This is a genomic window from Shewanella cyperi, from assembly GCF_017354985.1.
GTDB classification, from domain to species: domain Bacteria; phylum Pseudomonadota; class Gammaproteobacteria; order Enterobacterales; family Shewanellaceae; genus Shewanella; species Shewanella cyperi.
In genome coordinates this window covers 2,008,086-2,033,833 of record NZ_CP071501.1, presented here as the reverse complement: position 1 = coordinate 2,033,833, position 25,748 = coordinate 2,008,086, and the positions used below count along the sequence as shown (strand labels likewise).

Annotated in this window: 28 protein-coding genes and 1 tRNA gene; 21 read left to right on the top strand and 8 right to left on the bottom strand. The window is 52.4% G+C overall.

All coding sequences use genetic code 11. The annotated features are described in order from the left end of the window. Window positions 1–954 (bottom strand): thioredoxin-disulfide reductase, encoded by a 954-nt coding sequence (trxB, locus tag JYB84_RS08820; RefSeq protein ID WP_207323017.1) that lies wholly within the window; start codon window positions 952–954, stop codon window positions 1–3. Between the two features lie 164 nt (window positions 955–1,118). Further along, entirely contained in the window at window positions 1,119–2,231 is a 1,113-nt protein-coding gene (gene ald, locus JYB84_RS08815; protein WP_207323016.1) for an alanine dehydrogenase, read from the bottom strand. A gap of 179 nt (window positions 2,232–2,410) precedes the next feature. Here ald and lrp point away from each other — a divergent pair, with 179 nt between their 5' ends. The 7 genes from lrp (at window position 2,411) to JYB84_RS18465 (ending at window position 9,421) form a co-directional block, all read left to right on the top strand. Continuing rightward, complete coding sequence (lrp, locus tag JYB84_RS08810) at window positions 2,411–2,914, top strand: leucine-responsive transcriptional regulator Lrp (RefSeq protein ID WP_207323015.1); 504 nt, start codon at window positions 2,411–2,413, stop codon at window positions 2,912–2,914. Window positions 2,915–3,080: 166 nt separating this feature from the next. Then, on the top strand, window positions 3,081–5,618 hold the full coding sequence (locus tag JYB84_RS08805; protein WP_207323014.1) for a DNA translocase FtsK: 2,538 nt from the start codon (window positions 3,081–3,083) through the stop codon (window positions 5,616–5,618). 4 nt (window positions 5,619–5,622) lie between these two features. Next, window positions 5,623–6,249, top strand: a complete 627-nt coding sequence (gene lolA, locus JYB84_RS08800) for an outer membrane lipoprotein chaperone LolA (protein ID WP_228290956.1) — start codon at window positions 5,623–5,625, stop codon at window positions 6,247–6,249. Window positions 6,250–6,296: 47 nt separating this feature from the next. Then, window positions 6,297–7,574, top strand: coding sequence for a replication-associated recombination protein A (locus JYB84_RS08795; RefSeq protein WP_207323012.1), 1,278 nt, complete (start codon window positions 6,297–6,299; stop codon window positions 7,572–7,574). Next, window positions 7,567–7,941 (top strand): fluoride efflux transporter CrcB, encoded by a 375-nt coding sequence (crcB, locus tag JYB84_RS08790; RefSeq protein ID WP_207323011.1) that lies wholly within the window; start codon window positions 7,567–7,569, stop codon window positions 7,939–7,941. The genes JYB84_RS08795 and crcB overlap by 8 nt, the downstream gene beginning before the upstream one ends. Window positions 7,942–7,958: 17 nt before the next feature. Then, window positions 7,959–9,245: a serine--tRNA ligase gene (serS, locus tag JYB84_RS08785; RefSeq protein WP_207323010.1), complete on the top strand. Its 1,287-nt coding sequence runs from the start codon at window positions 7,959–7,961 to the stop codon at window positions 9,243–9,245. Between the two features lie 53 nt (window positions 9,246–9,298). Then, complete coding sequence (locus JYB84_RS18465; RefSeq protein WP_266097117.1) at window positions 9,299–9,421, top strand: hypothetical protein; 123 nt, start codon at window positions 9,299–9,301, stop codon at window positions 9,419–9,421. Window positions 9,422–9,488: 67 nt separating this feature from the next. On the opposite strand, the gene JYB84_RS08780 is transcribed toward JYB84_RS18465, so the two are convergent. From JYB84_RS08780 to punR, 5 genes are all read right to left on the bottom strand, one after another. Continuing rightward, a complete protein-coding gene (locus JYB84_RS08780; RefSeq protein WP_207323009.1) occupies window positions 9,489–9,827 on the bottom strand; it encodes a TusE/DsrC/DsvC family sulfur relay protein in 339 nt (112 codons plus the stop codon). Further along, complete coding sequence (gene tusB / locus JYB84_RS08775) at window positions 9,821–10,102, bottom strand: sulfurtransferase complex subunit TusB (protein WP_207323008.1); 282 nt, start codon at window positions 10,100–10,102, stop codon at window positions 9,821–9,823. The genes JYB84_RS08780 and tusB overlap by 7 nt, the downstream gene beginning before the upstream one ends. Next, window positions 10,102–10,458 carry a sulfurtransferase complex subunit TusC gene (tusC, locus tag JYB84_RS08770; protein ID WP_207323007.1) on the bottom strand — a complete coding sequence of 119 codons (357 nt, stop codon included), beginning with the start codon at window positions 10,456–10,458 and terminating at the stop codon, window positions 10,102–10,104. Before tusC ends, tusB begins: the two co-directional genes overlap by 1 nt. Window positions 10,459–10,466: 8 nt before the next feature. Continuing rightward, complete coding sequence (tusD, locus tag JYB84_RS08765) at window positions 10,467–10,856, bottom strand: sulfurtransferase complex subunit TusD (RefSeq protein WP_207323006.1); 390 nt, start codon at window positions 10,854–10,856, stop codon at window positions 10,467–10,469. Between the two features lie 64 nt (window positions 10,857–10,920). Continuing rightward, on the bottom strand, window positions 10,921–11,823 hold the full coding sequence (punR, locus tag JYB84_RS08760) for a DNA-binding transcriptional activator PunR (RefSeq protein WP_207323005.1): 903 nt from the start codon (window positions 11,821–11,823) through the stop codon (window positions 10,921–10,923). Window positions 11,824–12,192: 369 nt separating this feature from the next. Between punR and JYB84_RS08755 the strand changes: the two genes are divergently transcribed. From JYB84_RS08755 to JYB84_RS08710, 10 genes are all read left to right on the top strand, one after another. Beyond that, a tRNA-Ser gene (locus JYB84_RS08755) sits at window positions 12,193–12,283 on the top strand. 219 nt (window positions 12,284–12,502) lie between these two features. Next, window positions 12,503–13,060 carry an NAD/FAD-utilizing enzyme gene (locus JYB84_RS08750; RefSeq protein ID WP_207323004.1) on the top strand — a complete coding sequence of 186 codons (558 nt, stop codon included), beginning with the start codon at window positions 12,503–12,505 and terminating at the stop codon, window positions 13,058–13,060. 248 nt (window positions 13,061–13,308) lie between these two features. Further along, window positions 13,309–14,721 (top strand): c-type cytochrome, encoded by a 1,413-nt coding sequence (locus JYB84_RS08745; protein WP_207323003.1) that lies wholly within the window; start codon window positions 13,309–13,311, stop codon window positions 14,719–14,721. Between the two features lie 2 nt (window positions 14,722–14,723). Further along, a complete protein-coding gene (locus tag JYB84_RS08740; protein ID WP_207323002.1) occupies window positions 14,724–16,508 on the top strand; it encodes a cytochrome c oxidase subunit I in 1,785 nt (594 codons plus the stop codon). After that, a complete protein-coding gene (locus JYB84_RS08735) occupies window positions 16,492–17,172 on the top strand; it encodes a cytochrome c oxidase subunit 3 (RefSeq protein WP_207323001.1) in 681 nt (226 codons plus the stop codon). The genes JYB84_RS08740 and JYB84_RS08735 overlap by 17 nt, the downstream gene beginning before the upstream one ends. Before the next feature lie 86 nt (window positions 17,173–17,258). After that, complete coding sequence (locus tag JYB84_RS08730) at window positions 17,259–17,849, top strand: heme-copper oxidase subunit III family protein (protein ID WP_228290925.1); 591 nt, start codon at window positions 17,259–17,261, stop codon at window positions 17,847–17,849. A 106-nt stretch (window positions 17,850–17,955) separates the two neighbouring features. Further along, a complete protein-coding gene (locus JYB84_RS08725; protein WP_207322999.1) occupies window positions 17,956–18,276 on the top strand; it encodes a cytochrome C oxidase subunit IV family protein in 321 nt (106 codons plus the stop codon). A 46-nt stretch (window positions 18,277–18,322) separates the two neighbouring features. Then, entirely contained in the window at window positions 18,323–19,066 is a 744-nt protein-coding gene (locus JYB84_RS08720) for an SCO family protein (protein ID WP_207322998.1), read from the top strand. A gap of 258 nt (window positions 19,067–19,324) precedes the next feature. Continuing rightward, window positions 19,325–19,741: a hypothetical protein gene (locus JYB84_RS08715; RefSeq protein ID WP_207322997.1), complete on the top strand. Its 417-nt coding sequence runs from the start codon at window positions 19,325–19,327 to the stop codon at window positions 19,739–19,741. Window positions 19,742–20,152: 411 nt separating this feature from the next. Further along, a complete protein-coding gene (locus tag JYB84_RS08710) occupies window positions 20,153–21,733 on the top strand; it encodes a DUF3369 domain-containing protein (RefSeq protein WP_207322996.1) in 1,581 nt (526 codons plus the stop codon). Here JYB84_RS08710 and JYB84_RS08705 read toward each other — a convergent pair. Beyond that, window positions 21,727–21,912: a hypothetical protein gene (locus tag JYB84_RS08705; protein WP_207322995.1), complete on the bottom strand. Its 186-nt coding sequence runs from the start codon at window positions 21,910–21,912 to the stop codon at window positions 21,727–21,729. The two genes, JYB84_RS08710 and JYB84_RS08705, sit on opposite strands and share 7 nt — an antisense overlap. A gap of 536 nt (window positions 21,913–22,448) precedes the next feature. Between JYB84_RS08705 and ccoN the strand changes: the two genes are divergently transcribed. Genes ccoN through ccoP form a run of 4 tightly spaced genes read left to right on the top strand, consistent with a single transcriptional unit; the run spans window position 22,449 to window position 25,666 of the window. Then, window positions 22,449–23,885: a cytochrome-c oxidase, cbb3-type subunit I gene (gene ccoN, locus JYB84_RS08700; protein ID WP_207322994.1), complete on the top strand. Its 1,437-nt coding sequence runs from the start codon at window positions 22,449–22,451 to the stop codon at window positions 23,883–23,885. A 12-nt stretch (window positions 23,886–23,897) separates the two neighbouring features. Then, window positions 23,898–24,503 carry a cytochrome-c oxidase, cbb3-type subunit II gene (gene ccoO / locus JYB84_RS08695; protein WP_207322993.1) on the top strand — a complete coding sequence of 202 codons (606 nt, stop codon included), beginning with the start codon at window positions 23,898–23,900 and terminating at the stop codon, window positions 24,501–24,503. A gap of 12 nt (window positions 24,504–24,515) precedes the next feature. Further along, the gene (locus tag JYB84_RS08690; protein WP_207322992.1) at window positions 24,516–24,689 is read left to right on the top strand and encodes a cbb3-type cytochrome oxidase subunit 3; all 174 of its coding nucleotides are present in this window, start codon (window positions 24,516–24,518) and stop codon (window positions 24,687–24,689) included. Between the two features lie 5 nt (window positions 24,690–24,694). Beyond that, complete coding sequence (gene ccoP, locus JYB84_RS08685) at window positions 24,695–25,666, top strand: cytochrome-c oxidase, cbb3-type subunit III (protein WP_207323159.1); 972 nt, start codon at window positions 24,695–24,697, stop codon at window positions 25,664–25,666. Window positions 25,667–25,748 lie beyond the last annotated feature (82 nt).

The following is a 25,748-nucleotide window of genomic DNA, read 5'->3' as shown; positions in this document are numbered from 1 at the left end:
TCAGTGGCTGGCATCGAGAAAGCGCTCGGCATCCAGGGCTGCCATACAGCCTGTACCGGCAGAGGTGATAGCCTGACGGTAGTGCTGATCCATCACATCGCCTGCAGCAAACACGCCGGGAATGCTGGTTTGGGTGGCATTGCCATTCAGACCGCTTTGCACCTTGAGATAACCGTTGTTCATTTCCAACTGACCTTCGAAGATGGCGGTATTGGGGCTGTGACCAATGGCCACGAACACGCCGGCTACGGCCAGTTCTTCAATGCTGTCATCCTTGGTGCTCTTGAGCTTAACGCCGGTCACACCCATGTTGTCACCTACCACTTCGTCCAGGGTCGCATCCAAATGCAGGACGATATTACCGTTGGCTACCTTGTCCATCAGACGATCGATAAGGATTTTCTCGGAGCGGAAGGTATCGCGGCGATGTACCAGATGCACTTCAGAGGCGATGTTGGACAGATACAGGGCTTCTTCAACCGCTGTGTTACCGCCACCAATCACGGCGACCTTCTGATTGCGATAGAAGAAACCATCGCAGGTGGCGCAGGCGGATACGCCGCGACCCATGAAGGCTTCTTCCGAGGGCAGTCCCAGATAACGGGCCGAAGCGCCGGTGGCGATGATCAGCGCATCACAGGTGTACTCACCGTTGTCGCCCTTGAGCTTGAAGGGGCGCTCGGTCAGAGTCACTTCGTTGATATGGTCGAAGATGATCTCGGTATCAAACTTTTCTGCATGTTTATGCATGCGTTCCATCAGCAAAGGACCTGTCAGGTGATCTGCATCACCGGGCCAGTTTTCCACTTCAGTGGTAGTGGTCAGCTGACCACCTTGCTGCATACCCGTCACCATGACGGGCTTAAGGTTTGCGCGTGCAGCATAGACGGCTGCTGTGTAACCCGCTGGGCCTGAACCCAAAATCAATACGTTACAATGTTTGGCTTGGCTCATTATTCTCTCCGTGCCCAGATAAGTTGCTCGGATTGTAGGGAATTTACCGTCAAGGGTAAAGGGTATCCGCCAACAGAGATCCGATTGGGTCAATCTGTGCTGTCTATCACAGTTTCCACAAAAACAAAGGGAGCCCTGGGGCTCCCTTCATTCGACGGTCTGACTTACAGCAGAGTGCTTGGCGCTGCGTAAGGCAGGTTGTGGGCTTCAGCCACTTCCTTACAGGTCACTTTGCCGTGCATCACGTTCAAACCATTCAGCAGATGCTTATCCGCCAGCAGGGCTTCACGGTAACCCATGTTCGCCAGTTTGAGGATGTAGGGCAGGGTGGCGTTGTTCAACGCGAAGGTTGAAGTACGGGCCACGGCACCAGGCATGTTGGCTACGCAGTAGTGCACCACGTCATCAACTATGTAGGTTGGATCCTGGTGAGTAGTCGCGTGGGAAGTTTCCACACAGCCGCCCTGGTCGATAGCCACGTCCACAATGGCAGAGCCTGGCTTCATGCGCTTGATCATGTCGGCAGTAACCAACTTGGGCGCAGCGGCACCGGGAATCAATACGCCACCGATAACCAAATCGGCTTCCAGTACATGACGCTCAATAGCATCGGCAGTGGAATACACAGCCTTAACCGCTGAGCCGAACTGTACGTTCAGACGACGCAAGGCATCGATAGAGCGGTCCAGTACCACAACATCGGCACCCATACCTACAGCCATCTGGGCCGCATTGGTACCCACCATGCCGCCACCTATAATGACAACCTTGGCAGGTTCAACGCCTGGGACACCACCGAGCAGCATACCGCGGCCACCGGCAGATTTTTCCAGCGCCATGGCACCGGCCTGGATAGACATACGACCGGCAACTTCAGACATGGGGGCCAGCAGTGGCAGACCACCACGGTCGTCGGTTACGGTTTCATAAGCGATACACACGGCACCGCTTTGCACCAGCTCTTCGGTCTGTGGCAAATCGGGAGCCAGGTGCAGATAGGTAAAGAGAATTTGGTCGTGGCGCAGCATGGCGCGCTCAACCGCTTGTGGCTCTTTAACCTTTACAATCATTTCAGCTTTGGCAAAGACTTCGGCTGCAGTGCCCAGAATGGCGGCGCCTGCATCGATATAATCCTGATCGGTGAAGCCAATTCCGTTACCGGCATTGGTTTCGACAAAAACCTGATGACCCTTGAGCGTCAGTTCACGAACGCTTGATGGAACCATACCAACACGATATTCATGGTTTTTGATTTCCTTTGGTACACCAATTATCATCTTCGAGCCTCAATTGCATAAAAACCCACTTAATGTGGGCGTAATTGTTATTTTATAGCGTCCTGAACGTGATTAATTCAGGGATATCTAGTATAGTATTCCCCCAGCAGTTTATGCTGCTGAACTTTCGACATACACAACATTTAATATTGTTTTAGCGATAAAACAAGGTCAGAAATATGGCTTATAATAAAAAGAATCCAGTAAAAGACTTGGATCGTATCGATCGCAACATCCTTAACGAGCTGCAAATTGACGGGCGCATTTCCAATGTTGAACTGTCAAAAAGGGTAGGACTTAGTCCAACGCCCTGTTTGGAAAGGGTTAAACGACTCGAGAAACAAGGCTACATCAACGGCTATACCGCATTGGTTAATCCCCATTTCCTGGGGGCATCTCTGTTGGTATTCGTTGAGATCACGCTTAACCGCGACACACCAGAAGTGTTTGACCGCTTCAACAGGGCAGTACAACTGCTTGATGATATCCAGGAATGCCATCTGGTTTCCGGTGATTTCGACTACCTGTTGAAGACCAGGGTGTCAGACATGTCAGCCTACCGTCGTTTACTCGGCGAAACCCTGCTAAAGCTGCCATCAGTTTCAGATACCCGTACCTACGTGGTGATGGAAGAGGTGAAGCAAACCAGCAAAGTGGCGCTGAACAACCTGCTGGACGCCTGATCCTTAAGGCCTGCAGTATAACAAAAGGGAGCTTCGGCTCCCTTTTTGCATTTTTCCTCTGCAAAGACGATTCAACTGCGCATAAAACCGGCTAATTCGCTGCACATTGTATGGGATTCTGGTATCTTAACTTCACCTGTTTTCATCGGCTTATGGACTGTTTCTTTTGTCACAGGCAAATCACGTCAATACACTCAGCGGCTTACAACGACTCCTGGAAGGTGGACTGATTCTTTGTTGTATGACCGCCACTTACGTTCTGCTCGCCCTGACCAGCTTCAATCCTGGCGATCCCGGCTGGAGTCAATCCAACTACCAGGGACAGATAATCAATCTGGGTGGTGCCGTTGGGGCCTGGACTGCCGATGTGCTGCTGTACTTTTTTGGCTACAGCGCTTATTTGGTACCTTTCATGATCGCCGGTACCGGCTGGTTGCTGTTTAAGCGCGCCCACAGATTGTTGGAAGTGGACTACTTTTCCGTCGGTTTGCGCTTGATTGGCTTTTTGCTGATTGTTTTCGGCATGTCGTCCCTCGCCAGCATGAATGCCAATGATATCTTTGAATATTCTGCCGGAGGTGTTGCAGGCGATGTGATCGCTGCTGCCATGCTGCCCTATTTCAACCAATTGGGCACGACACTGCTGTTGCTGTGCTTTGTCTGCGCCGGGTTTACCTTGCTTACGGGCATTAGCTGGATCCTGGTAGTGGAATTGCTGGGACGGGGTACCCTGTGGCTGGCACGCAGTTTGTACCGCATGCCCAAGCGGATACAGGCGCCGAGGGAAACCGAAGATACCCGGGGTTTTATGTCCCTTGTGGCGAACTTCAAGGCTAAACAGGATAAAGCGCGTCAGTCTGAGGAAGATTCAGAGGATTATGCTGAAGTCGAGTCTTTGGCTCCGGTAAAGCCCGTCACCCGTATTGCCAAGCGCCGGGTAGAGCCCTTGGTCGGCGCTGATGCCGAAGAGCAGGATGATGAGTTGTCTGTTCCATTCGTTCCTGCGGCAGGTGTCGAGCCGGCGGTAAACATTGACGATGACGAAGACATGCCCCCTTGGGACGACGAAATAGACTTTGATACCAAAGCATCTTCCGGCGCCGTTACTGTCAAGACCCGCAAGGCGAGGGAGCAGGAAAAAGCCAAAATTGTCGACGGCATAGTCATATTGCCGGGACAGGATGAAAACGCCGTGCAGCGCCCTATGGATCCACTGCCCAGCATCAGCCTGCTGGATGTGCCCAACCGCAAGGCCAATCCCATCAGTGAAGAAGAGCTGGAACAGGTCGCCAGATTGGTTGAGGCCAAATTAGCAGACTTCAACATAGTTGCCAATGTGGTCGGGGTTTATCCCGGACCTGTGATCACCCGTTTTGAGCTTGAACTGGCCCCAGGGGTCAAGGCATCGAAGATTTCCAATCTGTCGAGCGATCTCGCCCGTTCTCTGTTGGCCGAGCGGGTAAGGGTGGTAGAAGTGATCCCGGGCAAGGCCTACGTGGGTTTGGAACTGCCAAATAAATTCCGCGAAACCGTATTTATGCGTGACGTGCTGGACTGTGACGCGTTCAAGAACAGCCCCTCCAGCCTGTCTATGGTACTGGGCCAGGACATTGCCGGTGAACCCGTAGTAGTGGACCTTGGTAAGATGCCGCACCTTCTGGTGGCCGGTACCACGGGTTCGGGTAAGTCCGTCGGGGTCAACGTAATGATCACCAGTTTGCTGTACAAATCCAGCCCCGAAGATGTGCGCTTTATCATGATAGACCCCAAGATGTTGGAGCTTTCCGTTTATGAAGGTATTCCACACTTGCTGTGTGAGGTGGTAACCGACATGAAGGAAGCGTCCAACGCCCTGCGCTGGTGTGTGGGTGAAATGGAGCGGCGCTACAAACTGATGTCAGCACTCGGGGTCAGAAACCTCAAGGGCTATAATGCCAAGATTGCCGAGGCCAAGGCCAACGGCGAAGAGATAACCGATCCCCTGTGGAAAGCATCCGACAGTTTCGAAGAGGAAGCGCCGGCGCTGGATAAATTGCCATCCATAGTCGTGGTGGTGGATGAATTTGCCGACATGATGATGATAGTCGGTAAAAAAGTGGAAGAACTGATTGCCCGTATCGCCCAGAAAGCCCGTGCCGCCGGTATTCATTTGATCCTGGCCACCCAAAGACCCTCGGTGGATGTGATAACCGGTCTTATCAAGGCCAACATCCCAACCCGTATCGCCTTCCAGGTGTCATCCCGCATTGACTCTCGCACCATTCTCGATCAGCAGGGTGCCGAAACCCTGCTGGGTATGGGCGACATGCTGTACATGCCACCCGGTACCGGGGTTCCGGTACGGGTTCACGGCGCCTTTATTGACGATCATGAAGTACACAAGGTGGTTGCCGATTGGCATGCCCGCGGCAAGCCGCAATACATAGAGGAAATTCTCCAGGGTGCCAGTGAAGGTGAGCAGGTGTTGTTGCCCGGAGAAGCCCCCGAGGGCGGTGACGATGAATATGATCCTCTCTATGACGAGGCTGTGGCGTTTGTGACCGAGACCCGCCGCGGCTCCATCTCAAGCGTACAGCGAAAATTCAAAATAGGTTACAACCGCGCGGCACGGATAATCGAGCAAATGGAAATGGCGGGTGTGGTCAGCAGTCAGGGCCATAATGGCAACCGTGAAGTGTTGGCGCCACCTCCGCCGCGCAACTGATCCCATAAGGAAACCGATAGTGAAATACCTTTCTTTATTACTCTTGTTGGCCGGACCTGTGTTGGCCGATGATGCCGAAGCATTGCGTCAGCGCCTGGCTGGGCTTGAAAGCCTCAAGGCCAATTTTTCCCAGCAAGTAACAGACGTAAACCAAAAACAAATCCAGCAGGGCGAAGGCGTGCTGGCCCTTGGCTTTCCCAACCGCTTTTATTGGCATCTGACAGAGCCGGACGAATCCCTGATTGTGGCGGCCAAAGAAACCGTGTGGATATACAATCCCTTTGCCGAAGAGGTCACGGCCCTGGATATGGCCGATGTGCTTGAGGCATCGCCCATGGCACTGCTGGTACAGCAGGACAAGGCCAGCTGGGACAAGTACGATATTAAGGCCAAGGGCGATTGTTACGCTATCAGCCCAAAAGATAAAACCCAGAGCGCTGTGGTAGATGTCACAGTGTGCTTTAAGGGAGAAGTCTTGAGCAGTCTCAGTCTCACCGATGAGCAACACAACCTGAGCCATTTTGAACTGAGTGGCGTAACCAAGCTTTCCGATACCGATTCGACCCTGTTTCAATTTGACTTGCCCCAGGGTGTCACCCTCGACGATCAGCGCAAGGGTTTCGCCAAGTGAGTTTGAGCTTTGACTTTGCGCCCGATTTTTCTCCTCTGGCGGCCCGAATGCGGCCACGCAGTGTGGAGGAGTATGTCGGCCAACATCATTTGCTTGCCGAAGGTAAACCCCTGCGCCAGGCGCTGCTGGCGGGCAGGGCGCATTCCATGCTTTTGTGGGGCCCACCCGGTACGGGTAAAACCACCCTGGCCGAACTGATTGCCCGCTACACCAATGCCCATGTAGAACGCATTTCAGCGGTTACCTCCGGGGTCAAGGAAATCCGCCAGGCCATAGAACAAGCCAAGGCCGTGGCCCAGTCCAGGGGCCAGCGCACCTTGCTGTTTGTCGATGAAGTACACAGATTCAATAAAAGCCAGCAAGACGCATTTCTGCCCTTTATTGAAGATGGCACAGTGATTTTTATCGGTGCCACCACGGAAAATCCCTCCTTTGAAGTCAACAATGCGCTCCTGTCCCGCTGCCGGGTATACCTGATAAAGCGGCTGGATGAGGCGGAGCTGTGCGCCATTCTGAACCAGGCGCTTGCGGATGAAGACCGGGGACTGGGCAAAAGGCAACTGCAACTGCCACAGGAATTGGCGCAGGCGATGGCGCGCTTTTGCGATGGTGATGCCCGCAAGGCCCTGAACCTGCTCGAACTGATGGCCGACATGGTGGCCGATGGTGCCACCCTTGATGCCGCCATGTTCAATGAAGTGGCCGGACACAGGGCGGCCAGTTATGACAAGGGCGGCGATGAGTTTTACGATCTGATTTCAGCCGTCCATAAATCGGTGCGGGGCTCGTCACCCGATGGCGCCCTGTACTGGTATTGCCGCATCCTGACAGCCGGAGGCGATCCTTTGCAGGTGGCCAGGCGGCTATTGGCCATTGCCTCTGAGGATATAGGCAATGCCGATCCCAATGCCATGACTGTGGCACTGAACGCCTGGGATTGTTTCCACCGCGTTGGTCCTGCCGAGGGTGAGCGGGCCATAGCCCAGGCGCTGGTTTATTTGGCATCCGCGCCCAAGAGCAATGCCGTATACCTGGCCTTCAAGGAAGGGAAACGCCTTGCCGCCGAAACCTGCGATCAGCCAGTTCCCATGCACCTTCGCAATGCCCCCACCAAGCTGATGGCCGAGCTTGGCCACGGTGCCGGCTACCGTTATGCCCACGATGAGGCCGGAGCCTTTGCCGCCGGTGAAAACTATTTCCCACCAAGTCTCAGCGATACCCGCTTATACCATCCAAGCAACCGCGGATTTGAGAAGCGGATCCAGGAAAAACTGGCCCAGTTGGATATGCTGAACCAGCAGAGTTCGGAGCGCCGCTATGACTAACCTGATGTATGTTGGCCTCGGCGGCGCCATAGGTGCGATAAGTCGTTATCTTATTTCGATTTTGATGTTGCAGCTCTTTGGCACCGGCTTCCCTTTTGGTACACTGGCGGTCAATATTATCGGCTCGTTTTTTATGGGGCTGGTGTACGGCCTGGGCCAGGTCAGCCATATCAGCCCGGAATTCAAATCCCTGGTTGGGGTAGGGCTGCTGGGGGCATTGACCACCTTCTCCACTTTCTCCAATGAGACCTTGCTGTTAATGCAGCAGGGCCACTGGCTGAAGGCCGGACTGAATGTCGCGCTGAACCTGTGTATTTGCCTGTTTATGGTGTACATTGGCCAGCAAATTGTATTTTCCCGCGTTTAACAATAAAGAAACTAACCATGCTAGATCCCAAATATCTTAGAAATGAACTGGAAACCACGGCTGAACGTCTCGCCACGCGCGGCTTTATTTTGGATGTCGCCAAGCTCAATGCTCTGGAAGAGCAGCGCAAGTCCTTGCAGGTCGCCACAGAAGAACTGCAAGCCAAGCGCAATGCCATTTCCAAGTCCATTGGTCAAGCCAAGTCCCGCGGTGAAGATGTTGCTCCTATCATGGCTCAGGTTGGATCCCTCGGCGAAGAGCTGGATGCCAAGAAGCAGGAGTTGAGTGCACTGCTGGAAGAGCTCAACGGCATTGCCATGGCCATTCCCAACCTGCCGGACGAATCTGTGCCTGTGGGTGCCGATGAAACCGAAAACGTGGAAGTACGCCGTTGGGGCACCCCACGCAGCTTTGACTTTGATGTGAAAGATCATGTGGATCTGGGGGAGGGCCTGGGTGGCCTGGACTTCAAGAGCGCAGTCAAGGTAACAGGTTCGCGCTTTATCGTGATGAAGGGCCAGATTGCCCGTATGCACCGTGCTCTGGCGCAGTTCATGCTGGATTTGCACACCACAGAGCATGGCTACACCGAGGCCTACGTGCCTTACCTGGTTAATGCAGACAGCTTGCTTGGCACGGGCCAGTTGCCCAAGTTCGGTGAAGACCTGTTTCACACCAAACCGGCTACCGAAGAAGGTCAGGGCCTGAGCCTCATTCCAACCGCCGAAGTGCCGCTGACCAACCTGGCCCGCGATACCATTTTGGACGAAGATGAGCTGCCGGTGAAACTGACGGCCCATACGCCTTGCTTCCGCAGTGAGGCCGGCTCCTACGGTAAAGACACCCGTGGTCTCATCCGTCAGCACCAGTTCGACAAGGTGGAAATGGTGCAACTGGTGAAGCCGGAAGAGTCCATGGCCGCGCTGGAAGCCATGACGGGTCATGCAGAAAAAGTACTGCAGCGTCTCGGCCTGCCATACCGCACCGTGGCCCTGTGTACCGGGGATATGGGTTTCGGTGCCGCCAAGACCTATGACATTGAAGTCTGGTTGCCGGCGCAAAACACCTACCGGGAAATTTCTTCCTGCTCCAACGTGAAGGATTTCCAGGCCCGCCGCATGCAGGCCCGTTATCGCGACAAGGCAGATAACAAGCCCGTTCTGCTGCATACCCTCAACGGCTCTGGCTTGGCAGTGGGTCGTACCCTGGTCGCCATTCTGGAAAACTACCAGAACAGTGACGGCACTGTGACTGTGCCCGAGGCGTTGCGGCCATACATGGGTGGCCTGGAAAAGCTGGGATAAAAGTCCCGGCTACAATCCGGGATTAAGCTCAATAGCCTGATGTATAGGAAGCAATGGACAACGGTCAACGCTATATTCGTTGGCTTTCCTACATGGCAATCATCGCCGTATTTGCCGGCATATTGCTGACAACCCTGGGAAAAGCCGTTTTTATTGTGCTGGACAACGCTAGATAAGCCAGTTAATCAAGCAGACAGAAAAAGACCCCGCCTATGGACGGGGTCTTTTTTTATGACATCTGAATCAAATGCATTTCGCTGGCTTGGGCAGTCCGGCAATCTTGGTGGCTTGCTTGGCCGGCCCCACTGGAAACAGGGTATAGAGGTACTTGGAATTGCCTTTTTCGGCGCCGAGTTTCAATCCCATCGCCTTCACCAACGCCCGGATGGCCGGGCTGGTGTTGAATTCCATATAGAAATCCCTGACAAAATGCACCACCTCCCAATGGGCTGCGGTCATCTCTATCTGCTCACGGGCGGCAATAATGAGCGCTATCTCTTCATTCCAGTCGGCCACATGTTTCAAATAGCCCTGGGCATCCGTTTCTATCAGTTTGCCGTTAAATTCCAGTTGTTCTACCAAGTGATCACCTTTTGATACTGCAATGACAATTCTACCCAACGCTCGTAACTCACCTGGGTGTATTTGCCAAGATGTCCGCCGAGCCCTCGGGCGATGACATCATCTTCGAGTAAAAATACCTTGTAGGGCGACAACGCCATGGACCATTGACGCAGCATGGGCGCCGTCACCGCATCGCCACTGAGCAGCAAGGCATCTTCCTTGGCGATAAAGCGCAGGCACATCTTCAGTGCAGCATCCTGGGCAGGAGACTTTTGAATATGATGCAAAATCATCAATATACCACCACTTCATCGACAGACTTCAGGTGTGCCGTAATGGCGGCCGCATCAAGGATCTGTAACTCTTCTTCCAGAGCAGCTTTGCTGAGGCCGTAATCGGCCAGAGACTGTTTACACACCAATTGGATTTCCACGTCATAAAAGGGCAGGGCCTTGAAGGTGGCAATATAATCACGGCAGCCTATCTTTTCCGGCTCCTGGCCCTGCAGTAAATGCAGCACACCCTCATCACAAAACAGCAGACTGACCTCCAGTTCGAAGCTGGCGGCCAACATGGCCAGATCCAATGCCTCGCGGCCATGTGCCGTGCCGTGGGGGCCGTGTCTGAATACCACACAAAGTTTTTTCATTGGGGCTCCTAGAAACACACCAGGCGATCGGCTTTGACCATGCCGGTAACCAATTCTCCGAGGCCACCCATGACCACGGGTTCAGACACGTTCCAATGTGCCAGACCCTGCTCCCGGGCCTCGGCAGCCGATAGCAGGCCGCGTCTGAGCGCTGCTGAAACACAATTGACCAACTCCAGTCGGTGCTGCCGGGCAAGTTCGACCCAGGCCTGATGAATATTGAACTCGTCTGAGGCGGGCGCCAGCAGGCTGGAGCTGTTGAATACCCCGTCCTGGTAGAAAAACACCCTGAGTATGCTGTGGCCCGCCTGAATGGCGGCCTCGGTAAATTTCAGGGCATGAAATGCGGCGCTGTCGCCGTAGGCGGTGCCGTTAACCTGTATGATAAAAGTGCTCATGTCGCGCCAAAGGGTTTTGATTGCGCGCCATTTTAGCGCATTTTACCCAAATAGGGATCCAGGCTCAGGACAACCAATCGGTTTGCAGCTTGTCACCCTGTCCCAGGTAGTCCAGCAACCAAGTCAGCGCCGGTGATGTTTCGGCACAGTTCCAGGCCAGACAACAGGGGGTAGGTAACTGCGGTCGTTCCAACTGCTTTTCTATCAAGGCACCGGCACGGACAAAGGGTGCTGCCAAATGCGCCGGCATATAACCCACGCCCAGACCTTCGCGAAAACAATTGATGGCACGGATCCAATCCGGCACCAGAATGCGCCTTTGGTTGTCGAGCAGTGGCGATTGTCGTTTGGGGATCTCCCGAGCCGTATCTTCCACCGTGATGGCAGCAAAGCCTCGCATGTCTTCATCGGTTAAGGGTCTGTCCAACTGCGCCAAGGGATGACTGCGCGACACCAAAAATTGCCAGTCTATGTGGCCCATGTCCCGATATTGATATATGCCGCCGACAGGAATGGCCGTGGTTGCGCCTATGGCAAGCTGGCTGTGACCCAGGGTCAAGGATTCCCATACACCGTTGAAAACCTGGGTGCTGACCACCAATTCCACATCGTCAAAGTGCCGGTAGAAATCGGCAATAAGCAAGCTGACCCTGTCGGCCCGAACCAGAGTATCGACGGCTATTCCCAGCCTCGGCTGCCAGCCGTTGGCAACCTGTTGGGTGCTACGTTTGATGGCATCGAGTTGCTTGAGAATGGCACGGGCTTCAGCCACAAAATGCTCGCCGGCCGGGGTCAAACTGACGCTGCGATGATGACGGTTAAACAAGGACGTGCCCAGTTCGTCTTCTATCTGTTTGATGGCATAACTGATGGCCGAAGGTACCTTGTTGAGCTTGGCCGCTGCCGCGGTAAAACTGCCCACCTGGGCCACGGTATCCACCAATTGCAGTGCTTGTTCAGAAAGCATTTACTATCCCCAAACGGTTTATCATTTAATGGCTTAGGCAGAAAGCACACTAAGACTTTAATTGTTATCCGGCAACAAGCCCAATCCAATACCAACAGTTGCTCATTGCAAAGCAGAAAGATAACAGGAAATAATCGAAAATTTGACGTTGCAGTGAAAAAATTTGCAAGCCAGAAAAGGCTACTCCTATCGACCCAAGGGATCAAGTGTACCAGTCCCTCAAAGGCCATTCCCCAAGCTTTATTGATAACGGTATTGGTAAAAAATGAGTGCAGCACAAATCCTGTGCACATTTAATCATCACTCGGCATGCGCTTGATATAAAAAGCTTTACAGCAAGCTTCGCCTCACTTATATTGCCGTCCATCCGGAGGGGTGGCAGAGTGGTTTAATGCACCGGTCTTGAAAACCGGCGTGGGTTTATAGCCCACCCAGGGTTCAAATCCCTGCTCCTCCGCCATATTCGAAAAGCCCGCTTATCTAAGCGGGCTTTTTACTTTTCATTTTCCTCAGCCTATTCAACCAAGCGGCGCACAGGCGCCTCCAAGCTTACGTCCCGATTTCTGTCAACTGCTATAATTTAGGATAGGCCGATATACCCGAAGTTTGCACTTGGGTTATCGATAGTGGGTTCCAAGCAGGGCAAATACATTGCCCGGGTAACATCTGGGAGGTTGTCATGGTAAGGCATTACTACGCAACCGCAGATCTTGATGATCTTGAGCAAGTTGAACATGAACTTGAGGCCAACGGCATTACCGAACCGCAAATCCATGTGCTCAGTGAACAGGATGGGGCGGTAGAGTCACATCAATTACACGAGGTCGAGCCGGTATTGAAACAGGATGTTGTGCACTCAACCGAAATCGGCGCCTTTGTAGGAATACTTGTAGCCTGTGCCGTGCTGGTAATTGGCTACCTTTTGGGGCTGACGGAAGGTCCCGGTGGCTGGGTGCCACTGGTATTCCTTGCCATAGTGCTGCTGGGTTTTTGTACCTGGGAAGGCGGCTTTATCGGGATCCAGGTACCCAATGTGAATTTCAAACGATTCCAGGGGTTGCTGCATCGGGGCCGGCACGTATTTTTTGTGGACGTTGAACAGGAGCAGGAAGGCCTTTTGTCCAGGGTCATCATGAGCCACCCAAGATTGCATGCGGTCGGTACAGGTGAGGCCACACCCGGCTGGGTAGTCCATAGCCAGGATAACTTCAAACGCTTTATGAAGTTTATGCCCTGACATATATAGGTGCATCGCTATCCTGCCGATGCACCTAGCCACTTCAATCTTTCCTACCTCTATGCGAAATCTGCTCGCCCATTTCGGGGGCAGAACAATAAAAGCCCCCCTTGGCAAACGCCGGGCCAGTCAACTGGGACTATACTTACGCTTTGATAAGCTTTCGCATTCGCAAGACGCGGTTCAGTCCGGCATTTTATGTAAAGGCCCTGTGCTGACACCGTAGTTTCCCGCATAGGGACAGGACTATGGCTCTGGTAGTTGCCCTGGTGATATTGATTATTGCCACCCTGATTTTCCATTTCACCAGTCCCTGGTGGTTTACCCCGCTTGCGTCCAATTGGCAGACAATAGACGACACCATCAACATCACCTTTTGGGTCACGGGCCTGGTGTTCATCGCGGTAAACAGTTTCCTCGCTTTTGCCCTGTTTCGCTACCGCTTCGACCGCAACCGCAGGGCGGATTACGAACCGGAAAACAAGAAGCTTGAAACCTGGCTGGTGATAGCTACCGGTCTGGGTATCGCCGCCATGCTGGCACCCGGTTTATTCGTTTGGAATTCCTTTATTAAGGTGCCCAAGGAGGCCCATCTGGTCGAAGCGGTTGGTCAGCAATGGAGCTGGAGTTTCAGGCTTCCCGGCGCTGACGGCCAGTTTGGCCAAAGTGCGGTTGAACTTATCACAGAGCAAAACCCTTTCGGGATTAACCCGGATGATGTCAATGGCCTGGATGATGTGCTTATCAAGGGCAATGAAATGCATCTGCAGCAGGGACAGGCTATCAAACTGCAGTTGCGCTCAAAGGATGTGCTGCACAGTTTTTCGGTACCGCAGTTTCGGGTGAAAATGGATCTGGTGCCCGGTTTGACCTCCTACATGTGGTTTACTCCCACCAAGGCCGGTCGATTTGAACTCCTGTGCCAGGAGTTATGCGGCATGGCCCATTACACAATGCGGGGCATTATTCAGGTGGACCCGCCAACCGAGTATCAAACCTGGCTTGCCAGTCAGCCAACTTTTTCACAAACCCAGCAGAAACCCCAAGCCGATAATGTTGCTGGAAAAGGTTTGTATCAGAGCTGCAGCGCCTGCCACGGACAGGCAGGTGAAGGCAATGTTGCGCTGGACGCGCCGGCCCTGGCCGGGCAAGGGGCCTGGTACCTGGAGCGCCAGCTGCAATATTTTCAGCAAGGGATCCGCGGCGCCCACAAGGATGATGTCCAGGGGCAGCAAATGGCCGCCATGGCCAGAATGCTTGCCAATAATGAGGCCATTCGCCAGATCTCGGCCTATATAGCTACCTTGTCACCAAAGTCAGCCACAGCCAGCGGTGATGCCGGTAAGGGTAAAGCCCTGTACCACAATTGCAGTTTTTGCCACGGTGAAGCGGGAGAGGGTAACTACAACCAGAATGCGCCCCGATTGGCCGGTCAACATGATTGGTATCTGCGCCGACAACTTGAGCACTTCAAACAAGGGATCCGCGGCGCCCATCAACAGGACTTGTTTGGCAAGCAGATGATCATGATGTCGCGCCTGCTGCAGTCACCCCAGGCCATCGACGACGTGGTGGCCTATATCACAGCGTTACCGGGCGCTGTGGAGACGATTGAGGAGCCGCGTCAAACTCTGACTGCACAAACGGCGGAGCAGGAGTGAGCATGAAACATATCGCCATTGCCGAGCAACAGGATAACTCCCATCAGCCCACAGGTTTCCTGAGCCGCTATGTTTGGAGCCAGGATCACAAGGTCATCGCCATTCAGTATGCCTGCACCGCTATTTTGGTCGGCCTGGTGGCCTTGGTGCTGTCGGCGTTGATGCGATTGCAACTGGGGTTTCCCGATTCCTTTTCCTTTATCGATCCCAGCGCCTACCTGCAATTTGTCACCATGCACGGCATGATCATGGTTATCTATCTGTTGACGGCCTTGCTGTTGGGCGGGTTCGGCAACTACCTGATCCCCCTGATGATAGGCGCCAGGGACATGGTATTTCCATTTCTTAACATGTTGAGTTACTGGACCTACTTGCTTGCGGTCATCATCTTGCTGAGCAGCTTTGCTGTTATGGGCGGCCCCACAGGCGCCGGTTGGACCTTGTATCCTCCCCAGGCCATATTGGCGGGCACGCCGGGCAAGGATTGGGGCATAGTGCTGATGCTCTTGTCTCTGGCGGTATTCATAGTGGCCTTCACCATGGGTGGTCTTAACTATGTCACCACTATACTGCAGGCCCGCGCCCGCGGTATGACCCTGATGCGGATGCCTTTAACCATCTGGGGGATTTTTGTTGCCACAGTGCTTGGCTTGCTGGCATTCCCCGCGCTGCTGGTCAGTGCCATCATGATGTTACTCGACAAGCTGGTCGGTACCAGTTTCTTTATGCCGGCTATCCTGTCCCTGGGAGAAAGCCTGGACTACAGTGGCGGCAGCCCTGTGCTGTTTCAGCATCTGTTCTGGTTTTTCGGTCACCCCGAGGTCTACATAGTGGCCTTGCCGGCTTTCGGCATGGTGTCGGATGTTATAGCGACCCACGCCCGCAAGAATATCTTCGGCTATCGCATGATGGTGTGGGCCATAGTCGCCATTGGCGGTTTAAGTTTCATCGTCTGGGCCCACCACATGTATGTCAGTGGTATGAACCCGTACTTCGGCTTCTTTTTTGCTACTACCACACTCATCATCGCGGTGCCGACGGCCCTCAAGGTTTATAACTGGGTGCTGACCCTGTGGCGTGGCAACATTCATATGACGGTGCCGATGATGTTTGCCATAGGCTTTATCTTTACCTTTACCCACGGCGGGCTGACGGGCTTGTTTCTTGGCAATGTGGTTGTGGATTTACCCTTGTCGGACACCTATTTCGTGGTGGCCCATTTCCACATGGTGATGGGCGTGTCGCCCATCATGGTACTGTTTGCGGCCATCTACCATTGGTATCCAAAGATGAGCGGCCGATTTCTGCATCAGGGACTCGGGAAACTGCATTTTTGGGTGACCTTCCTTGGGGCCTACGCGGTCTACCTGCCGATGCATTATCTGGGATTCCTGGGTGTTCCGCGGCGTTACTTTGCCATGGGCCCCACTGAGTTTATTCCCGAGTCCGCCCAGACACTTAACGCCAGCATCACAGTGTCGGCCCTGATTGTCGGCTTTGCCCAATTGCTGTTTATTGCCAACCTCATTTGGAGCACCTTCAAAGGCAAACGGGCCAGTGCCAACCCCTGGCATGCCACCACACTTGAGTGGCAAACGCCGCAAACACCGCCGGCCCACGGTAACTGGGGGGCTGAGTTACCTGTGGTGTACCGCTGGGCCTACGACTACAGCGTGCCCGGGGTCAAAGATGACTATATTCCGCAAAATTGTCCCCAGGACGCCGTGGTGATGGCAACTGAAAACCTTGGCGAAAGAGGGGAGGAAGCAGATGGCTTTGTTGGCTGAACTGGGTAAAAAGTCCTGGCTGACGCCGGACAGTCAGGACAAGCAGGCGCTTTCCAGTTTGGAAGCGCTGGAGGGTGCCCGAAAAACCGCACTGCTGTTTCTGTTGGCTGTCATTACCGTGCTGTTTTTCCTGTTCAGCATCACCTATGTATCCCGCTCCCAATACCCGGACTTCCAGGGCTTGGCCGCCGAGCCCTGGATGCCGCTGGCTCAGTCCTGGCGCTTATGGCTCAATACCGCATTTTTGGTTTTAGCCAGCAGCGGGCTCGAGTTGGCCAAGAGAGTGAACTTGCCGGCCCAGTACGGAAGGTTATTCCTGCTTTGGGGCGGGGTTATCCTCTGCTCTTTGGCTTTTATCGTCGGCCAGCTGGCGCTTTGGCAGCTGCTCAAACAACAGGGATTTCTGATTGCGTCCAATCCGGCCAACAGCTACTTCTACCTGCTGACCGGGATCCACGGGCTGCATTTACTGGCCGGGATCCTCGTGCTCGGCAGAGGGCTGTACCTGTTAAGCCGCCAAGCAAGCACAGAAACCATCGGGCAATCACTGCAACTCTGTGCCTGGTATTGGCACTATTTGCTCCTGCTGTGGTTGTATCTTTTTGCCTTACTCAGCGCCCCGGCCGAGGCATACAACACCATTGCGGCCTGGTGCGGTTTATAGGAGGCGACATGGCTCATCCACCGTCTGTTCCTTCATTGTGGCAACAACTGACCCAGGATTGGTCTGCCGACAGGCAGGCCTTTGACATGCCTTGGGGCAAGCTCATGATGTGGCTGTTTCTACTGAGCGACACCTTTGTTTTCAGTATTTTTTTAACGGGTTACATGACGGTGCGCCTGTCGGCAATGGAGAGCTGGCCCAACCCCAGTGAAGTATTTGCCCTGACCATTGCCGGCCACCATATCCCCCTGGTGCTGATCGCTATCATGACCTTCATCCTGATCACCAGCAGCGGCACCATGGCAATGGCGGTCAATTTTGCCTATCGGGGCGACAGGCGCCGCACCGTGTATTTCATGCTGGCTACAGCCGCCTTGGGGGCCACTTTTGTTTGCATGCAAGCATTCGAATGGACGAAGTTAATTCTGGATGAAGGCATCAGGCCCTGGGGAAACCCCTTGGGTGCGGCCCAGTTTGGCGCCAGCTTTTTCATGATAACCGGTTTCCACGGTATGCATGTCACCGCTGGTGTGATCTACCTGGCAGTGATTGCAAGGCGGGTTGCGTCGGGCCGATACGAAGAAAAGGGCTACCACAATGTCGAAATAAGTGGCCTCTATTGGCACTTTGTTGACCTGGTGTGGGTATTTATTTTCGCGCTGTTCTATCTCTGGTGAACCGAAAACTGTGGTGCTCAGAAAACTGTGGTGAACCGGAAATGAATGTAAACCGACAAATCGGGCAGGGGAGTTATGCGTCCCTGCCAATTTGGAGTGACAGATTATGAGTCAGGTAATAGGTCAACAACACCCCATCAGTCTTTATCTCAAGATCTGGGCACTCTTGTTTGTGCTCAGCACAATGTCATATCTGGTGGACTATTTTCAGTTGCACGGTGCCCTGAGATGGACACTTATTCTGCTGTTCATGTTTCTCAAGGCCGGGTTGATTATCTCGGTGTTCATGCACCTGGCCTGGGAGCGCTTTGCCCTGAAACTGGTGTTGTTGTTGCCGCCAGTCGCCATCGCCATATTTATCACCCTGATGGCGTTTGAAGGACACTACACCTTTTTCAGCCGCATAATGGGCTTTGTCAGCACCTGACTTTGGTTTTCCCAATCTGCTTGGGAGCAAAATGGAACGCTAACCTATGCATACCGACGATACGCAGACCAAGGTACTGGCTCTTGCCGTAAAAAGTCGACTTGGGTTGGTATCTGCACTGATAGCCTTGGCACTTTTTGGTCTATTGGCTTTGTTGGCTCCCGCAACCACTAACATAAAACCCCGACTTGCGCAGGGCTACTGGTTGCAGCCGCCAAAGCCGCTGCCGGATTTCAGCTTAACCGACCATAACGGCTTGAAATTTAACAAAACCAGCTTGATGGGAAATTGGCACATTTTGGCCTATGGCTATACCTCGTGTCCGGATGTTTGCCCGACAACAATGCTGACGCTCGGTGCCTTGTCGAAAAAACTGCGAAATCTGGATGCATTGAAACAGCCGGATTTTATTTTTTACACAGTAGATCCGTTAAGGGACACAGAAGCCAGGCTCAGTGACTACGTGCATTTCTTCGAGCAGGGTTTCGGTACCAAGTTGATGGGCCTCAGAACTGCGGACATAAACCAGCAACTGAGCTTCGAACACTTCCTGGGTATCAAAAGCTCAATTGAGATAAAGGACATCAACACCCAGAACATTACTAGCACGGGATTCAACGACCAATACAGCGTCAGCCATGGTATGACACTGTATGTTATCAATCCCAAGGCTGAACTCAGCGCTGTCTTAATGCCGACCACCAATGCCTTGGGCACCAGCAGCTTCAACCTTGAAACTCTTTATCAGGATTTCAAAACTATTATTGACGCACTGTCTATTACGCAGTAACCGACAGAGCACCGATGAGCCAACACTTAACGAAAAGCAGGATTACTCAGCCAGTAACTCAAACAATCACATAGCAAGGTATCATATCGATGGCCGGTGGCCTTTTTGCATAATTTGCGTCGTGCGAATTCTCACTACAATTGGAGTAAAACAATAATGCATTATTGCATAACGTGTTATTTTAATTGATATTTATGTTGATTATACTCATCCCGTAGTACAATGGTTATGTGTTCATAGAGATAAGGCCCAAACACTATGCCAGTACTACAGAGAATCCCTACCGACTTAGAAGTGTTAAACACGATTTATCGCATGTACCATTCTGATTTTATTGCTTTTGATGAAGATGCAAGGACGCGAGAATCGAAAGTCTATGTCCCGATTGACTTCATGAGGGTTGCCAATGAACTTAAAGTCGATATCGATATTGTCTTTGGCCGCTTGTACTTCCACTTGAACAAGCTTTACAGCTACGAACAGGATAATGCACCTAAGGTTCAGTTATTTATTCTTAGCGCTGGCAAAGATTTAAGGTGTATAAACTTCCCACTAATGACCTCTGTCTTAGCTAACTTGCGACAAGAGCGAGATAAGTTCTTGATAGGAACGTGGATAGCTTTCTCTGCATTTTTTATCTCAGCCGTCTCATTGGCCGTTTCAATTATGAAATAAGCTAGCAGTCAGCAGATGCTTGCCGCTGGAGACTTCGACGGCTATGAGCCCGGCTAAATCAAAGTGTCGCATGCGAAGCCGAACGAAGGCTGAGCGAAGGCTGAGCGAAGGCTGAGCGTAGCGACGTGTGCGATGCAGAAACCCAGGATTACCCAGCCAGTAATCCAAACAGCCACACAGCGTCACATCTAAATGCGCACAATGTATATTATGGTAAATATAATTTGTGAGGATATGAGATGTTCTGATCAGCTTGGGGTTATCCTCCAAGCAACGCTCTCGATGCCTACTCTGCTCAGCTCGGCAACACCTCAATCCTTCAGCTATCTTTCGAAATATCTTATGTCACCAAATAGTTGAACTACACTGAAAAGTAGTTGCGCGCCTATGAAAATTGCTTGAGGTAATTACATGCTCATTGAGATGGCAAAAAAAAGCCCGCTGTTTTCAGGAAGAAAAAAGTCAGAGCCGGAACACACTGGCCCCGCGTGGAAAATCCTGGTGGTTGACGACGAACCCGATGTTCATACAGTGACCAAACTGGCCTTGTCACGCTTTAAGCTGGATGGACGACCTCTGTCCTTTATCAATGCCTACAGTGGCGAGCAAGCCAAAGACATACTCAACAATGAAGCCGATGTCGCTGTGGCTTTCATTGATGTTGTCATGGAAAGCGATCATGCAGGTCTTGAACTCGTTAAATGGATCCGCGAAGAGCTGCAAAACCGTACCATGCGTCTTATTCTACGCACCGGCCAACCCGGCCAGGCACCTGAAGAAGATGTCATAGTCAATTACGATATCAATGATTACAAGGCCAAGGCCGAACTCGACTCCCGCAAGCTGGTCACCAGCGTGTACTCATCACTGCGCTCCTACCGCGACATTATGGAAATAGAAACCGCCAGGCAGGCTCAGGTACGGCACAGAAAAGGTCTGGAACGGGTGCTGGAAGCCACCTCGGGTTTATTCGAACTCCGCACCATGCACAAGTTTGCCGATGGTTTGCTTACCCAGGTGGCGAATCTGATGAATCTGGACACAGAAACCCTGCTGTTGTCCTGCGATGCCATCGATGCCATCAGCGGCAATGTGGGATCGGAAGAGATTGAAATTTTAGCCGGCACGGGGCAATTCGCGGCCCATCACAACAAACGTCTGCCACAACATATCTTCAAGCTGCTCAAACAGGCGCTGACCGAAGAGAAATGCCTTTATATAGATAACTGTTTTGTTGGCTATTTCCCGACCAAAAGTGGCTGTATCAATCTGCTGTATATGGAAGGCATAGATAAAATCAATGACTTGGACAAACAACTGATTGACATATTTGCGATAAATGTCGGCGTGGCCTTTGAAAATCTGCTGCTGAACCAAGAGGTTGAGGATACCCAGTCAGAACTCATATTGCGCCTTGGTGACGTGGTTGAAAGCCGCTCCAAGGAAGCGGCCAATCATGTGAAGCGGATGGCGGCCTATTGTTATGATCTCGCCTTGCTCGCCGGACTCAATGAACACCAGGCGGATCTGCTAAAGCGGGCAGCCCCCATGCATGACATAGGAAAAATTGCCATTCCCGATGCAGTGCTTCTCAAACCCGGGAAACTTGTCGAGGACGAATGGAGCGTGATGCGGCAGCATCCGCGCATCGGATATCAGATCCTGGCCAATTCAGAACGCCCTATTCTCAATGCTGCGGCCACCATTGCGCTGCAACATCACGAAAAGTATGACGGCAGTGGTTACCCCGATGGTTTACGCGCGAATGACATTCACATTTTTGCCCGCATTGTGGCCATTGCGGATGTATTCGATGCCCTCGCCCATGCCCGTTGCTATAAGGAAGCATGGCCCTTGGAGGCGGTATTGGAGGAAATGCAGCGTTTGTCAGGCAGCCACTTTGATCCTGAATTGCTGGAAATTTTTATCGCCAATATCGATAGGTTTGTCACTATCAAAGAATGTTGGAAGGACAGCGCCGCCGACTATTGAGCCGGCGCATCGGCGCGAAAGTCCACCCAGAGAATTTGCTGTCGCCCCGCGTCAGTTTCAAGATTGAGAAACAAACGCCACACCATGTAACCACTGCTGCAGGAACCATAGACGGCATTGGCTTGATAGCGCTTTTCGCCTGACTTTTCGAGTTTGAGGGGGATAATGCCCATAAACATGTCTCTTCCCTCCAGCCTGGCCGTGATCTTCCTCACAGCAACTGGAGTTTCTATCATGAAATTCAAAGGCTTTTCACTCGGAGCGCCCGCGGGAGTCAGGGATACTGTAACTTGTCCATCCGGTGAATCTATGCCACATGGACCTTGGTAAAAATCGCATAAACTTGCATCAGATATGGTCATTGGTGCGGATTTGTCGCTCAAATCGCACGCACTCAGACAAAATGCGCAAACTGTGACGCTGATCACCCTGAAAAACGTACTTCCTATCACACTAATTCACCTTATGCTGCAAGAAGTTAACATTCTATTGCGGCGATTGATCTGGATCAATAAACGCCGGCCCCATCCGGTATCTTTTTTGACTTGGCTCAAGTATCATTGCGATTGCTTGCATTTGGTTACAAAAGTGCAGGCAAAGGCATTGACTGCCTAAGGCAACTTCCGTAGGGAAGCCAATTTAGCGCGTCATTTAAACAGGTAAAGCGCTCGCTTTACTCAAACTACAAGTAAAAGTAATAAGCAGTGGAAGCAATATGATGAACCATTCCCAGCCTACCGGCGCTGATTACAATTACACCGTTGTCCGCCAATTTGCTCTGACCACAGTAATGTGGGGCATCATTGGTATGTCATTAGGTGTACTTATTGCGGCTCAGTTAATCTGGCCACAACTGAACTTCGAAACTCCTTGGTTGACTTTTAGTCGCCTGAGACCACTGCACACCAATGCGGTGATTTTCGCGTTCGGCACATCAGCCCTTTTCGCCACCTCCTACTATGTCGTTCAACGCACCTGTCAGACCCGTCTGTTTGCGCCCAAATTGGCTGCATTCACGTTCTGGGGCTGGCAAGCCATTATCCTGTCAGCCGTAATTACGCTGCCACTGGGTATTACCACCAGTAAAGAATACGCTGAGCTGGAATGGCCTATTGATATCGCCATTGCCGTTGTATGGGTTTCCTATGCAATAGTGTTCTTCGGCACCATCATCAAGCGAACCACTTCCCACATTTACGTGGCCAACTGGTTCTTTGGTGGTTTCATTATTACAGTCGCCGTGTTGCACATAGTTAACTCTATGGCAGTGCCTGTCAGTTTGTGGAAATCCTACTCTCTGTACAGTGGTGCCGTGGATGCCATGGTGCAATGGTGGTACGGTCATAACGCGGTAGGCTTCCTGCTGACAGCAGGCTTCCTGGGTATGATGTACTACTTCGTTCCCAAGCAAGCAGGTCGTCCAGTTTACTCATATCGTCTGTCCATTGTGCACTTCTGGGCACTGATTGCCCTGTACATTTGGGCCGGTCCACACCACCTGCATTACACTGCCCTGCCCGACTGGACTCAGTCTCTGGGTATGGTGATGTCTCTGATCCTGTTTGCACCTTCATGGGGCGGCATGATCAACGGTATCATGACCCTGTCAGGCGCATGGCATAAACTGCGTACCGATCCGGTTCTGCGCTTCCTGGTGGTGTCTCTGTCCTTCTACGGTATGTCTACCTTCGAAGGCCCGATGATGGCGATCAAGACAGTTAACGCCCTGTCTCACTACACCGACTGGACCGTGGGTCACGTTCACTCAGGCGCTCTGGGTTGGGTTGCCATGGTGTCTATCGGTTCTCTGTATCACCTGATCCCTGTGCTGTTCGGCCACGGCCGCATGTACTCCACTACCCTGGTTAACACCCATTTCTGGTTGGCGACCATAGGTACAGTACTGTACATCGTTTCCATGTGGATCTCCGGTGTAATGCAGGGTCTGATGTGGCGTGCAGTTAACTCTGACGGCACCCTGACCTACAGCTTCGTTGAAGGTCTGCAGGCATCTTACCCCTTCTACTTCGTTCGCTTCCTGGGTGGCTGTTTCTTCGTCGCCGGTATGCTGATCATGGCTTACAACGTGTACCGCACCGTGAAGGCCCCGAAAGATTCACTGCCAGCCCTGGCTGAAGCCAAGGCCGCGTAAGGAGTAGACCCGATGAAATTCAATCATGAAATAGTCGAGAAGAACATTGGTTTGCTGGGTATCTTCACCGTTATCGCCATCAGTATCGGCGGTCTGGTACAGATTACCCCACTGCTGTTCCAAAAAGACACCACCGAACCCGTTGCCGGTCTGCGTCCTTATACTGCACTGGAACTGGAAGGCCGTGACATCTACATCCGTGAAGGTTGTAACAACTGTCACAGCCAGATGATCCGTCCTTTGCGTGCCGAAACCGAACGTTATGGTCACTACTCAGTTGCCGGTGAATCCGTTTGGGAACACCCCTTCCTGTGGGGCTCCAAGCGTACAGGTCCTGATCTGGCCCGCGTTGGTGGTCGTTATAGCGACAAGTGGCACGAAGTTCACCTGACTGACCCACGTGCCGTGGTACCTCAATCCAACATGCCTGCCTTCCCTTGGCTCGGTAAAAACACCCTGACAGGTGAATACACCGCCAAGAAGATGGAAGTAATGCGTGGTTTTGGTGTGCCATACACCGACCAGGACATTTCGGGTGCCCAAAAGGCCGTCGAAGGGAAAACAGAGCTGCAGGCACTTATTGCCTATCTGCAATCCTTGGGTCACGCACTCAAATAAGGAGGCAACTATATGGATTACGGCACATTACAGGGAATTGTCACAATCGTTGTAATGCTGACCTTCGTCGGTATATTTGCTTGGGCATACAGCTCCCGTCGCAAGAAGCAATTTGACGAGGCAGCTAATCTTGTGTTTTCCGATGAGGAAACCAAGTCTATGAAGGACTCAGGAGAGCAAAACTAATGTTAATGAGTAGCTTCTGGAGTATGTGGATCACCGTACTCACCATTGTTGTGATCGTCGGATGTTTTGTGTTGCTGCGTATCTGTTCCAAGAACACTACGCCGGACATCAAAGAAGGCGAATCAATGGGCCACAGCTTCGACGGTATTGAAGAGATCAATAACCCACTGCCAAAGTGGTGGAGTTATATGTTCTACATCACTATCGTGTTTGGTGTGGTTTATTTGGCACTGTACCCAGGTTTGGGTAACTACAAAGGCCTGCTGGGCTGGAGCAGTTCCAACCAGAGCATTGGTACCGAACAGGGTATCAAGGCCGATTCCAAAGCCGCTACTGAAGCCGCCATCAATGAAGGTCGCTGGGTTCAGTACGACATGGAAGTCAAGCATGCCAACGAGACCTTCGGTCCCGTGTTCAAGGCCTATGCTGAGACGCCACTGGAAGAGCTGGTCAAGAATGAAGAGGCCATCAAGGTAGGTCGTCGTCTGTTCCTGCAAAACTGCGCTCAGTGCCACGGCTCTGACGCTCGCGGCGGACAAGGCTTCCCTAACCTGACCGATACCGATTGGCTCTATGGCGGCGATCTGGCCACCATCAAGACCACCATCATGAACGGTCGTAAGGGTATGATGCCTCCCAAGGGTGGTCTGCCTATCGATGACAGCGAAATCAAAGGCTTGGCAGAATATGTCTTCAGCCTGAACGGTCGCGAGCACGATGCAGCCCTGGCAGCCCAAGGCCAGGCGTCATTCATGAAAGGTTGCTTTGCATGCCACGGCATGGACAAGAAAGGCAATAAGTTCATGGGCGCGCCAGACCTGACCGACGACGTCTGGTTGTACGGCGGCAGCCGCGGTGTTATCGAAGAAACCATCAAGCACGGTCGCAGCGGCGTAATGCCAGCCTGGAAAGACGTGTTGGGTGAAGAAAAGGTACACGTGATCGCTGCTTACGTTTACAGCTTGTCAAACAAGTAATATGTAGCGTTCGAAATAAAAGGCCTCGTACATTTCGGGGCCTTTTTTTTAAAGTGATCCCCAATGCAATTGGCGTTAAAAT

Excerpts from the sequence above, each read along its gene's own strand:
- JYB84_RS08720 (WP_207322998.1), top strand. The coding sequence starts at position 18,323 with ATGCATACCGACGATACGCAGACCAAGGTACTGGCTCTTGCCGTAAAA.
- ccoP (WP_207323159.1), top strand. The coding sequence starts at position 24,695 with ATGAGTAGCTTCTGGAGTATGTGGATCACCGTACTCACCATTGTTGTG.
- trxB (WP_207323017.1), bottom strand. The coding sequence starts at position 954 with ATGAGCCAAGCCAAACATTGTAACGTATTGATTTTGGGTTCAGGCCCA.
- JYB84_RS08710 (WP_207322996.1), top strand. The coding sequence starts at position 20,153 with ATGCTCATTGAGATGGCAAAAAAAAGCCCGCTGTTTTCAGGAAGAAAA.
- JYB84_RS08730 (WP_228290925.1), top strand. The coding sequence starts at position 17,259 with ATGCCTTGGGGCAAGCTCATGATGTGGCTGTTTCTACTGAGCGACACC.
- ald (WP_207323016.1), bottom strand. The coding sequence starts at position 2,231 with ATGATAATTGGTGTACCAAAGGAAATCAAAAACCATGAATATCGTGTT.
- JYB84_RS08745 (WP_207323003.1), top strand. The coding sequence starts at position 13,309 with ATGGCTCTGGTAGTTGCCCTGGTGATATTGATTATTGCCACCCTGATT.
- JYB84_RS08705 (WP_207322995.1), bottom strand. The coding sequence starts at position 21,912 with ATGTTTATGGGCATTATCCCCCTCAAACTCGAAAAGTCAGGCGAAAAG.
- JYB84_RS08795 (WP_207323012.1), top strand. The coding sequence starts at position 6,297 with ATGCGGCCACGCAGTGTGGAGGAGTATGTCGGCCAACATCATTTGCTT.
- tusC (WP_207323007.1), bottom strand. The coding sequence starts at position 10,458 with ATGAAAAAACTTTGTGTGGTATTCAGACACGGCCCCCACGGCACGGCA.
- JYB84_RS08740 (WP_207323002.1), top strand. The coding sequence starts at position 14,724 with ATGAAACATATCGCCATTGCCGAGCAACAGGATAACTCCCATCAGCCC.
- ccoO (WP_207322993.1), top strand. The coding sequence starts at position 23,898 with ATGAAATTCAATCATGAAATAGTCGAGAAGAACATTGGTTTGCTGGGT.
- JYB84_RS08735 (WP_207323001.1), top strand. The coding sequence starts at position 16,492 with ATGGCTTTGTTGGCTGAACTGGGTAAAAAGTCCTGGCTGACGCCGGAC.
- serS (WP_207323010.1), top strand. The coding sequence starts at position 7,959 with ATGCTAGATCCCAAATATCTTAGAAATGAACTGGAAACCACGGCTGAA.
- lrp (WP_207323015.1), top strand. The coding sequence starts at position 2,411 with ATGGCTTATAATAAAAAGAATCCAGTAAAAGACTTGGATCGTATCGAT.
- JYB84_RS08725 (WP_207322999.1), top strand. The coding sequence starts at position 17,956 with ATGAGTCAGGTAATAGGTCAACAACACCCCATCAGTCTTTATCTCAAG.
- JYB84_RS08750 (WP_207323004.1), top strand. The coding sequence starts at position 12,503 with ATGGTAAGGCATTACTACGCAACCGCAGATCTTGATGATCTTGAGCAA.
- tusD (WP_207323006.1), bottom strand. The coding sequence starts at position 10,856 with ATGAGCACTTTTATCATACAGGTTAACGGCACCGCCTACGGCGACAGC.
- JYB84_RS08690 (WP_207322992.1), top strand. The coding sequence starts at position 24,516 with ATGGATTACGGCACATTACAGGGAATTGTCACAATCGTTGTAATGCTG.
- tusB (WP_207323008.1), bottom strand. The coding sequence starts at position 10,102 with ATGATTTTGCATCATATTCAAAAGTCTCCTGCCCAGGATGCTGCACTG.
- crcB (WP_207323011.1), top strand. The coding sequence starts at position 7,567 with ATGACTAACCTGATGTATGTTGGCCTCGGCGGCGCCATAGGTGCGATA.
- ccoN (WP_207322994.1), top strand. The coding sequence starts at position 22,449 with ATGATGAACCATTCCCAGCCTACCGGCGCTGATTACAATTACACCGTT.
- JYB84_RS08715 (WP_207322997.1), top strand. The coding sequence starts at position 19,325 with ATGCCAGTACTACAGAGAATCCCTACCGACTTAGAAGTGTTAAACACG.
- punR (WP_207323005.1), bottom strand. The coding sequence starts at position 11,823 with ATGCTTTCTGAACAAGCACTGCAATTGGTGGATACCGTGGCCCAGGTG.
- JYB84_RS18465 (WP_266097117.1), top strand. The coding sequence starts at position 9,299 with ATGGACAACGGTCAACGCTATATTCGTTGGCTTTCCTACATGGCAATC.